We start from the raw sequence: 10968 nt of genomic DNA, 5'->3' as shown, positions 1-10968 counted from the left end.
GCATGAGGGCCTTTCTGGTCGCCGGTGCAGATGTCGCAATCCACACCGAGCCAGAAGGCCCTCACCCATTACAAGATCATCGACCTCGTGTCGCCGTCACCAACCTCCATGGTCAGTACACCTAGGGCTCGCGCCCCGGACCCGCAGCATCCCTGCCACCACTTCGCCCCCGCCGAGGTCCAGCGACGGAACAGGTATTACGTCCGGGTATGGGCCAATTTCGGACACGTCGGTAGCGTCGGACGACGAAGGGGTGTTGATCCCCTGCCGCGCCATCGACGGAAGGATCATGTGGGTGTCCGTACCGCGCCGAACGTTCCTGCTCGGAGGCATCGCCGCCGTGACGGGCACCGCCGGGACGAAACCAGGGCCACTGCGATCAACCCACCGACTCGCGGACAGCGCAGTTGAGGGCGCCCACCCGATCGAGCACCTACAACGAGTCCGCCTCGTTCTTGTCGAGTCTGACAACCTTCTTGGGCCACGGCCGGTCATCCCGACCACTCACGAGCAGATACGGATCATCCAGCAACTCCGCAGCACCGCGAGCGGAGCCGACCGGCGCGCACTGCTCTATCTCCAGGCCCAATACGGTGAGTTCGCCAGTTGGCTGCACCATGACGCAGGGGACTTTCGCATGGCGCAGCACTGGACCGACCGCGCCCTTGAGTGGTCCCAGACTGCCGGTGACCCGGAGATGACCGCCTACATCCTCGCGCGCAAGAGCCAGCTGGCCGGAGACATGCGCGACCCGGACAGCGCGCTCGACTACGCCGAGGCGGCGCTAGAACTCGCACCCCCACACAGCAGGGTCAAGGCCGCCGCCGCGGCCTATGCCGCCCACGCCCATGCACTAGCCGGCGGGCACTCCCGCGACGCCGTACTCCGGATGCACGACGAAGCCCGCGACATCTTGGCGAACCTGGACAACGATCGAGAGTCGCCCTGGGCTGTATGGATGGACAACGCCTACCTGGACGTCGAGCGCGCCCGCTGTCTGTCCCTGCTCGGCAAGCACAACGACGCCACCGAGATCTTCCAACAGGCCATCAAGGAAGTCCCCCAAGGCTTCCGCCGCGACCGTGGTGTCTATCTCGCCCGCGAAGCACTCGCCCATGCCAACGCCGGACAGCCCGACCAGGCCGCCAAGGCAGGTACCGCCGCCCTGTCCATCGCGGCCGATACCGAGTCGGGACGGATCGTCCATGAACTCGCCCACCTGGACACTCAGCTAAGCCGATGGCAGCGTGTCCCCGAAGTGGTCGAGTTCCGCGACCACCTCACTACCACCCTCCCCCAAGAGAAGGACTGGACTCCCAGCACATGACTGCGCGCCCCTACGTCCTGCTCAGCGTGGCCACCTCCATTGACGGCTACATCGACGACACCAGCCCCGAACGCCTGCTGCTGTCGAACGAGGCCGACTTCGACCGCGTCGATCAGGTACGCGCCGAGTCCGACGCCATCCTCATCGGAGCCACGACCCTGCGGCGGGACAACCCCCGCCTTCTGGTGAACTCCGCCAAGCGGCGTGACGAGCGCGAGGCACGCGGACTGCCGCCGTACCCGTTGAAGATCACCGTCACCCGCAACGGCGATCTTGACCGTGACCTGAAGTTCTGGCATCACGGTGGGGACAAGCTCATCTACTGCCCGGACTCGGCCGTTCCCAGGCTGCGCGAACGGCTGGGGGACCTCGCGGACGTCGCGGGACTCGGCGCTAGTCTCGATTTTGAGGCCATGCTCGATGACCTCGGACAGCGTGGCATCAATCGGCTCATGGTCGAAGGGGGCGGAACCATCCACACGCAGTTCCTCACCGCCGGCCTCGCCGATGAGATTCACCTGGCCATCGCGCCGTTCTTCCTCGGCGACCCTGACGCCCCGCGGTTCGTGGGCGCCGGTGACTTCCCCAACGGGCCGGGCAACCGGATGACGCTCGCCGAAGCCCGCACGATCGGGGACATCGCCTTTTTGCGCTACCTCCCCAAGGAGAAGGTCAAGTAGTTGCCCCTGGCACCACCCAGCCGCACCGAAGACTACGGATGGCTGTCCTTCGCCATCGGCCTGGCCAAGCACTGCCCGCCGAGTGCTACGGCGTTCTCGGTCGGGTGTGTGATCGTCGACGAGCACGGAGCCGAGATCGCTCAGGGCTTCTCCCGCGAGAAGCCGCATCTTCATGCCGAAGAGTCCGCGCTGAGCAAGGTCAAGCTCGACGATGAGCCTCTGGCCGGTGCCACGCTCTACAGCTCTCTGGAGCCTTGCACCCGGCGCAGGTCCCAGTCACGCACCTGCGCTGAGTTGATTGTTGCGTCGGGGATCAGGCGGGTCGTCATCGCATGGCGGGAACCGCCAATCTTCGTGGCGGACGCCCATGGGGCCGAAGCCTTGAAGGCCGCCGGGATCATCGTTGTGGAGATCCCCGAACTAGCCGACGCAGCAGCCGCGATCAACGCCCACCTCTTCGGCCCGGATGCCAAGGCCGGATCGTTACCCGCCAGCGTTCTAGAGACGAACCGGTGCCGATACTGCGGCTCAGCGACGATGACTCTGACCCGCGACCACCTGCGCCCGAACCAGGCACTCACACTGCGATGGGATGTCCCGCATGAGCCTGCGTGATGCGATCGAGACGACTCTTCGCGCCTGGAACGCCTACGAGATCGAGCGGGGCGGTTCACCGATCATCGATTTCGACTGCTTCCCCGCCGGCCCGAAGGCCGAGCAGGCATCCGACAGCCTCACCGTTTATCGCCAACTCGCTCAGCTCCGCACGTCGGCCGAAGGCCCATTGGCCAGCCGACTGGACGCCGATCTTGCCTATCTCGGTGCCCTTCTCGGTGAACGCTCACCACTGAGCGACTACATCCGTGCCACCCAAGGATGTGAGGCGGCCGGATGGTCGGACGACTACGTCGCCGAACGCGCTGAGCTGGCTCGCCGCGCGCTTGCTGATCTAGGCATCGGATGGGGGCCGAACACCAACGCCGACCTGCGCCAGGTCGAAGGCCTGCTGGACGTGAACGAAGCCCCCGACGCCATCCGCCAGGCCGCGCAAGAACTTGAACCGGCCGTACGGGAGGCGACCGGCAGCACCGCCCCCTACACGCTGACGATCGAGACGACTGAGGTCGACGCGTACTGGGCGTACTGGCTCGACGGCGCCGGCGAACACGTCCGCCTGCGGCTCAACCTCCCCAACGTCGAGTTCACCCAGGCCGGAGCCCGACAGTTCGCCCTCCACGAAGTCCTCGGACACGGCCTGCAAAGCGCCAGCCTCGCAGCCAGAGCAGCCAACGAAGACGTCCCCTGGGTCCGCCTGCTGTCCATCCACGCCCCACAGCAGGTCATGCTCGAAGGACTCGCCCAGGCATGGCCGCTGTTCATCCTCCCCGATGACAAGGTGCTCATCGCCCGCCTGCGGCTCAGCCACTACACCCAACTCGTCCTCGCCCAGGCCCATAAGGCGCTCAACGCGGGAACCCCGGCGATCGAATGCGCCGACCACCTACGCGCCTGCCTCCCCTGGGAGAGCGACAAGACCATCGCCGGCGATCTGACCGACCGGGGAGCCGACCCCACCCACCGGTCGTACATGTGGGCCTACCCCGCAGGGCTCGACTGGTTCACCGCCCTCGCCGAGGCCGACGTTAAGGTGTCCCGGGAGGTGCTCAATGCCGCATACCGGGACCCACTCACCCCAGCCGACCTCGCCGACCTCTGGCCCGAAGGACCGCCTATCGGTGGACCCGGAGGCCCTGTTCGTCTACGGAAGCCTCCAATTCCCTGACGTCCTGTTCGCCCTCATCGACCGCGTACCCGACCACGAACCCGTAGCCGCCGAAGGATGGCGCGTCGCCGCACTCCCCGAACGCGTGTACCCCGGACTGGTCCCCGGCGACGGCATCGCCCGCGGATTCCTCCTGACCGGACTCAGCGCCGAAGAATGGCGCGTGCTGGACGCCTTCGAAGACCCCGTCTACGACCTCACACGAATCGCCCTACTCGACGGCCGCCACGGGTGGGGATACGTCTGCAACCCAGGAGCCGAAGTCGAGGCCCACGACTGGTCCGCCGAAGACTTCCAGACACGCGACCTCCCGACCTACGTCGAACGCTGCGCAGCATGGCGTCGCCGCTACGAGCAGCGGAAACAAGCCGGCTGACAAACATCTACCGGGACACGACAGAACCGGCACTGGACTCGCACGAGGCGGGACCGATTCACTCCAAGTCCTCCCACCCCCACGGGGGAGCGGCGGTCATGTCTGGCTCTCGTCCGAATCGGAACCGCGCCTCGTGATCGCCGATACCCAGGAACACATCGAACCGGCCTGCAGAAGGCAACCGCTTGGCCAGCGTGGCCACCTGCTCGTTTGCCCCCGCCTGCCGCAGACTGTCCAGCAACTGGCTTATACCGCGCGGGTTGTCGAGGGGGACGTGTTCAGCGGGGTTGCGGGCTAGCAGTACGGTCATCTGCTCGTTCGCCCCCGCCTGCCGCAGACTGTCCAGCAACTGGCTTATACCGCGCGGGTTGTCGAGGGGGACGTGTTCAGCGGGGTTGCGGGCTAGCAGTACGGTCATCTGCTCGTTCGCCCCCGCTTCCCGCAGACTGTCCAGCAACTGGCCGAAGAATTCCGGGGCGTCAAGGGGGCCAAGGGGGGCATATGCGGCGGCCCGCTCAGTCAGCATGGTGACATGCTCGCTTGCTCCAGCCCGCCGCAGACTGTGCAGCAGTTGGCCCACGCGGACTGGGTTGTCGAGCGGGGTGTGTGTGGCGGCCCGTTCGGCCAGTGTGGCGGCCTGGTCACTCCTTCCCGCCCGCCGCAGACTGGCTACCAGCCAACCCAGGCGGTTCGGGTTGTCGAGGGGAGTGTGTGTGGCGGCCCGTTCGGCCAGTGTGGCGGTCTGTCCGTTCGCCCCGACGTCCCACAGACTGTCCAACAGCAAGCTCACGCCGTCCGGGTTGTCGAGGGGGACGTGTTCAGCGGGGTTGCGGGCTAGCAGTACGGCCATCTGCTCGTTCACCCCCGCCTCCCGCAGAGTGACCAGCAGCCAGCCGACACCACTCGGCTTGTCGAGGGAGACGTGTGCTGCGGGGTTGCGGGCTAGCAGTACAGTCATCTGCTCGTTCGCCCCCGCCTCCCGCAGGGTGACCAGCAACTCGCCTACACCGCGCGGGTTGTCGAGGGAGACGTGTGCGGCGGGGCTGCGGGCTAGCAGTACGGTCATCTGCTCGTTCGCCCCCACCTGCCGCAGACTGTCCAGCAACTGGCTCACGTGGCTCGGGTTGTAGAGGGGGGCGTGTGCGGCGGCCCGTTCGGCCAGCGTAGCGACCTGCTCGCTCCCCACCTCCCGCAGAATGTCCAGCAACCAGCCCACCGCGTGCGGGTTGTCGAGGGAGACGTGTGCGGCAGGGTTGCGGGCCAGTAGTACGGTCACCTGCTCGCTTGCCCCCACCCGTCGCAGATTCCGCAGAAGCAAGTTAACGACGCGGGGATCATCGAGCGGGGCGTGCGCGGCGGCCCGTTCGGCCAGCGTGGCGACCTGCTCGCTCGCCCCCACCTTCCGCAAAATGTCCAGCAGTTGGAGTACGGCGTCCAGGTCGTCGAGGGTGATCTGAAGGGTGGCCCAGTGGGCGGGGCGGTGGTCAGCCGAGTCCAGGACGTGCAGGTGGTCGATGAGGGCGCATGCGGCATACGGGTCGCCGTGGGCGGTGGCGTTCTTGTAAAGCTGCGCGGAATCACGGTACAGGCCGCGATCCCAGGCGGCGTCGCCAAGTGCCCGAAGGTCAGCGGGATTCGCGTGGGCGGCGGCCGCTGGCCAGAAGCCGGCTGGGGGTGTCTGACCGGCACGGTCCACGCGACCGTACTGGTCGAGGTAGTCGGCCAGCCGGTACACCACCTCACTGCCTCCCCTTCCAGCGAGCGACCTCCGGCGGCCGGAGCGCGTGCGGGCATGACCAGAGCGGGGGCGGATCCGTGTGATCGGTCCCTGGGCCCCCTTGCACGGTCGGGAGGCGTAGGCCAGGGCTTGTTCCAGCCAGTCCTCATCCAGCCTGTCCCACTGGGCGTCAGTCAGATATGCCTGTGCAGCCTCCTCCAACAGCGCATGCGGCAGAGCGTTCCGATGTCCCAAGCGACGGGCGTCTATCGCCGCCCAGATGAGCGCCTTGGCCGCCAGCGGGGCGGCGCGGAAACGGTCGATTAGTTCCGGCCCGCCAGCCAGGTACTGGGTGATCTGACCGTCATCTGCGTGCTCAGCCGCCAAGGCCAGCCGCGCGTCGGTCCTAGCGGCCTGTTTCAGAGCGGCCAGGTCGCTGCCGGCGAAGGCATCCGGCACCTCGATCACCGTACCCTCCAGCACCAGCCGCACCTGGGACCCGGGGAGCTGAGTCAAGGCCCCGTAGTGTTCTGGCCACAAGGTGCCCAGGACCAGCACCGGCGCCCGGGCGGGGTCAGCGAGCAGGCTGCGCAGCTTGGCCGCGACCCGCTCACCGTCACCGTCGGCCCTCAGGTATTCCTGGGTCTCGTTCAGCCACACGACCGTGCGTGGCCGCACCCGATCCAGCGCCTCCAGTGCCGCCTGTGGCCGGGTTGGATCATACGGATGCCACAGCCGCCACCCGCCAGCCTGGCGCAACGGCTCCAAGGCTTCCCAGCAGGCGCGGGTCTTGCCCGCCGAGGACCCGGCCACCAGCACCGCCATTGCACTGACCCCACCGGTGGCCCGGACGATCACCTCAGCCAGCCGATCGTCATGAGCCCGCTGCACATACATCGGCAGAGTCGGCAGCCTCCCCGCCTGGTGCAGGGTGATCGGTCGATGCACCTCCAAGGCGAACGGATCAATTACCTGGGTGATCGGTACCCCCACAGACGAGTCCATCCGGGCCGCGACCCAAAAATTCCGGGCCCGCTCAGCCGCATCATCACGATCCCACCGGGCGGCACGGGCCAGCGCGGTCACCACCGCGACCACATCGGCTTGTGAGGGTGGCAGCCCAGTGTCCCGGATGATCCGGTGGATCGTGTCTCGCTCCGGAGCTCCTGGCAGCCCATCGTCCTGGGCGACCCAGACGGTGATCTCATCCAGACTGGGCGCGCCAGCCTCTAGATACAGCTCATACACCAGTGCCTTGAGATCTGCCAGCGGCCCGGGCGACACCCGAGGCCGCTCGATCATCCGCGGCCGCCGCACCGGCCCGCCCTTGCTGTCGCCACTCATCGCGCACCATCATCACGCCACCGGGTTGAAATGCCCATACACACGTGTAGCGGCGCACTCATCGCAACTCAAAACCGGGCTCCCGGGCGGTCACAGGGTGGATCCGAGCCGGCCAGCACACCACTAGCCCACCACCGATGAAAGAGGCATGCGATGAGGTCCACCTCTGGCCTGACCCGCACCGAACGACTCCAACTGGCCGCCGCCGTCCTGCGCGGCACCATCGCCGGAGCCACCCACGCGATCGCCACTTGGCTGCTGGATCACTACACCCACTAACGCCAACGGCGGGCCTGTCGAACACACAACCGTCATTGGCCGGCCCACCACCCGCTCACCGGGCAGGGTCAGCGACTGCCTACAAGGACCAGGGAACTTGTTCTACGGACTCGTCAGCCGCGCGACCGTAACGTCGGGGAACGGTGCACGCCTCGCAGCGTCAACGGTCGAAGTGGCGCTGTACGGCTGTAGCCAAGCCGAACGGGCACCCGTCAAACATCTGCTGGGACTAAGTGACAAGCATCTACCGGGACACGACAAAAACGGCCAGGCATGCCGGATGAGAACTTTCTCTACGTCTTCAAGGGCGCCCCGGCTGCGCCGGGTCGCCGGCGGCCGACCGGCCCTCGGGCCGGGCATGCGGCCTCTACGGGCCGATCCCGGCCCGAACCGGTCGACCGCCTCGCCACATGGAAGCGCCGAATCCGTTAGGACAGCCGCCCGGCAGATGACCGGATCTTTCCGGCGTCATCCCGAATAGGGCGGGACGGGGGCCCCGGCTAGGGCCGTGACGATCGCGGTGGGTGGCTGGCCGCGGTGCGGGGTCGGGGCGATCGGCTGACGCGCCGCTTCCGGTCCTCGGGCCGTGGCCGGCCCTGCGGTCCGGGTCGGCTTGTCCTCGGGCAATAGGGCTTTCCTTCGCCTCCGGTTCCCCGGACACGGCATCAGGGGTACTACATGTCAGTTTGATTGAGAACCTGCTCTTTGCAGGGTTGGCATGATGAAGTAGACGCATCGATCCAGATTTCCGGAGTGTAGATGGGTGTATGGCGTCGGGTCGCCTCAGGGGTGGTGCTCGCTCTCATTGTTGCCGTGGCGGTGACGGCTGCTGCCTTGGCGAAGGTTTCGAAGCTTCCGACATGGGTGGCTGCCGCGGTTGCGGGCGGGGCTTTCTTGGTGGGGTTGATGGCCGACCCATTCAAGAAGATCGCTGCAGAATGGATTGAGCGGCCAGGTCGTCGGCAGAGTGTGTTACTGGCGTCCACTCGAGTACATGACCGCAGAGGACGTATTCAGCGCGTCCGAGATTGTGAAGACCCGTTGAGGTTGGGGGTGCATCCGGCCGCTACGGGTGAGGGAGGGGCAGCCCAGGTGCCGCCCTATGTTCAGCGAGACGCACAGGCGCGACTTTCCGCCACATTCAAGGCCCAGGGGATGGTGATCATCGAAGGGGCGTCAGCGGCGGGAAAGTCGCGGTTGGCGTTCGAAACGATTCATGCCTACGCACCCAAACGGTGGCTGATTGTCCCCGCCGAAGCAACCTCGCTGCGAGAGATCACCAAGGCGGGTGTAGTGATCCGCAGGGCGGTGATTTGGCTTGACGATGTGGAGCGGTTCCTCGTCAGTGGCGGGCTGGACGGGGCTGTGCTCGATGCGCTGTGTCCGCCGGGCGTACATGATGTACTAGTCGTAGCAACCTTGCGGTCTGAGGCTCGGCAGGAGCTGAGCGGCGCCGGTCTAGAAATCAGCACCGCCCGTGCCGTTGAGGAAGTGATGCGCCGAGCCCGCGTCGTTGCACTTGAGCGTGATCTCACCGGTCCCGAACGTGAAAGAGCCGAGGCATTTCGTTATGACGATCGGATCGCCGGTGCCCTCGATCAAACCACTGGAGCGGGCTTCGCCGAATACATCGCGGCCGGCCCTGCCGCGCTGGAGCGCTGGGAATCAGCTAAACGTGGCGAAAACCTAACCGCCGGAGCGATAATCAGTGCCGCCGTAGATGCCCGTAGGGTCGGACACTTGACCCCTATATCGCGCGCCCTACTTGAGCGGCTTCACTTTCACTATCTTTCCGACCGTGAGCACCATCGGCGCGACCGGCCAAGCTTTGACGATGCTCTCGCGTGGGCCACTCAACTAGTCAAGGGAGCAAGTGGATGCATTGATTCCGCCGGAGACAACACCTTCAAGCCTTTTGACTATTTGATTGACCATGCGCAGCGTACAGCCAGTCTAAACAATATTCCGGGTCCGGTGTGGAGCGACCTCGCCAGTCATGCGCCAATGAAAGTAATTAAGGCTATCGGTGCTATTGCTTATAAGGCCAGTCTCCTCAACATCAGTGAACAAGCGTTCCGTCGCGCCGCCGACACCAGCGACACGGACGCTATGTACGGCTTGGGACTTCTGCTGGGCCAGCTCAGGCGATTCGACGAGGCCGAGATCTGGCTTCGTCGTGCTGCCGAAGCCGATAGCACCAACGCCATGACCAACTTGGGACGCTTGTTGGACGAACTCGGGCGGGCTGACGAGGGCGAGATCTGGCTTCGTCGTGCTGCCGAAGCCGATAGCACCAACGCCATGACCGACCTGGGACTCTTGCTAGAGAAACTCGGGCGGGCTGGCGAGGCCGAGATCTGGCTTCGTCGTGCTGCCGAAGCCGACAGTACCCAGGCCATGACCAACTTGGGACTTTTGTTGGAGGAACTCGGGCGATTCGACGAGGCCGAGATCTGGCTCTGTCGTGCTGCCGAAGCCGACAGCACCAACGCCATGACCAACCTGGGACTCTTGCTAGAGAAACTCGGGCGGGCTGGCGAGGGCGAGATCTGGCTCCGTCGTGCTGCCGAAGCCGACGACACCGACGCCATGACCCCCCTGGGACTCTTGCTAGCCGAGATCGGGCGGGCCGACGAGGCCGAGATCTGGCTTCGTCGTGCTGCCGAAGCCGACAGCACCAACGCCATGATCGGCCTGGGACTCGTGCTGGACGAGATCGGGCGGGCCGACGAGGCCGAAACTTGGTTCCGTCGCGCCGCCGAAGCCGACGACACCAACGCCATGACGGGCCTGGGACTCCTGCTAGAGAAACTCGGGCGAGCCGACGAGGGCGAGATCTGGCTTCGTCGTGCTGCCGAAGCCGACAACACCAACGCCATGACCGCCCTAGGACTCCTGCTAGCCGAAAGCGGGCGAGCCGACGAGGCCGAACAGTGGCACCGCCGCGCCGGCGGAACACACGGCAACGACGGCAACCGTTGACAACTTCTACACCACAGCCGCGGACCAACGTCTCGCCATCGTGATCTGGTGCGACTAGCAGGTACGGCGTGGGGAGCAGCCCCATGACCCGCACTGGAGCGTCTGACAACAACCGTGACGACAACGACGACAACCAACGGTGCACGATCTCGATCACCGGCCACCGCCAGCCCAGGCTTGCGACGCATCGGGCGAGCGCTACCGTCGGCTACGGATCAGAAGGGTGAGGTCCGAATCCCTCCGGCTGCGTTGTTGTTGGCCCTGCGCTCCGAGTCGGCATGTCTCCAAATTCGCCGGTAGTCGTTCCAAGCCCGCGGACTCTGCGTCAGCACGTCGCGACCGAAGTCTTACGTTAGTTGTGCAGCATTATCAAGGGCGATTACGAAGTTTCCGCAGACGCGGCGACAGTTACTCACGGATTCGTTGTCGATGTATACTCGATCGCCAGTCAACTTTATCTCCGCGGCTTTTAGGCTCGCG

General features: G+C 65.8%; 8 protein-coding genes. 7 read left to right on the top strand and 1 reads right to left on the bottom strand.

The window, feature by feature from the left end; translation table 11 throughout:
- The first annotated feature begins 295 nt into the window (after positions 1 to 295).
- From ABEA24_RS46865 to ABEA24_RS46845, 5 genes are read left to right on the top strand one after another with little or no spacing between them, the layout of a single operon-like run.
- Complete coding sequence (locus tag ABEA24_RS46865; RefSeq protein ID WP_345441539.1) at positions 296 to 1327, top strand: tetratricopeptide repeat protein; 1032 nt, start codon at positions 296 to 298, stop codon at positions 1325 to 1327.
- Complete coding sequence (locus ABEA24_RS46860) at positions 1324 to 2007, top strand: RibD family protein (RefSeq protein WP_345441536.1); 684 nt, start codon at positions 1324 to 1326, stop codon at positions 2005 to 2007. The genes ABEA24_RS46865 and ABEA24_RS46860 overlap by 4 nt, the downstream gene beginning before the upstream one ends.
- Complete coding sequence (locus ABEA24_RS46855; RefSeq protein ID WP_345441533.1) at positions 2008 to 2622, top strand: cytidine/deoxycytidylate deaminase family protein; 615 nt, start codon at positions 2008 to 2010, stop codon at positions 2620 to 2622.
- Positions 2609 to 3790, top strand: coding sequence for a hypothetical protein (locus tag ABEA24_RS46850; RefSeq protein WP_345441530.1), 1182 nt, complete (start codon positions 2609 to 2611; stop codon positions 3788 to 3790). The genes ABEA24_RS46855 and ABEA24_RS46850 overlap by 14 nt, the downstream gene beginning before the upstream one ends.
- A complete protein-coding gene (locus ABEA24_RS46845; protein ID WP_345441527.1) occupies positions 3744 to 4166 on the top strand; it encodes a gamma-glutamylcyclotransferase family protein in 423 nt (140 codons plus the stop codon). Before ABEA24_RS46850 ends, ABEA24_RS46845 begins: the two co-directional genes overlap by 47 nt.
- A gap of 58 nt (positions 4167 to 4224) precedes the next feature.
- Here the strand turns inward: ABEA24_RS46845 and ABEA24_RS46840 are convergent, their stop codons facing one another.
- On the bottom strand, positions 4225 to 7227 hold the full coding sequence (locus ABEA24_RS46840) for a hypothetical protein (protein ID WP_345441524.1): 3003 nt from the start codon (positions 7225 to 7227) through the stop codon (positions 4225 to 4227).
- Between the two features lie 153 nt (positions 7228 to 7380).
- Here ABEA24_RS46840 and ABEA24_RS46835 point away from each other — a divergent pair, with 153 nt between their 5' ends.
- Positions 7381 to 7506: a hypothetical protein gene (locus ABEA24_RS46835; RefSeq protein WP_345441521.1), complete on the top strand. Its 126-nt coding sequence runs from the start codon at positions 7381 to 7383 to the stop codon at positions 7504 to 7506.
- A gap of 1155 nt (positions 7507 to 8661) precedes the next feature.
- Positions 8662 to 10488 carry an SEL1-like repeat protein gene (locus tag ABEA24_RS46830; protein WP_345441518.1) on the top strand — a complete coding sequence of 609 codons (1827 nt, stop codon included), beginning with the start codon at positions 8662 to 8664 and terminating at the stop codon, positions 10486 to 10488.
- The last annotated feature ends 480 nt before the right edge of the window (positions 10489 to 10968 follow it).

Source organism: Actinoallomurus vinaceus, from assembly GCF_039542055.1.
Taxonomy (GTDB): domain Bacteria; phylum Actinomycetota; class Actinomycetes; order Streptosporangiales; family Streptosporangiaceae; genus Actinoallomurus; species Actinoallomurus vinaceus.
The sequence above is the reverse complement of the archived record's forward strand: the minus strand, read 5'-3'. Positions and strand labels throughout refer to the sequence as shown.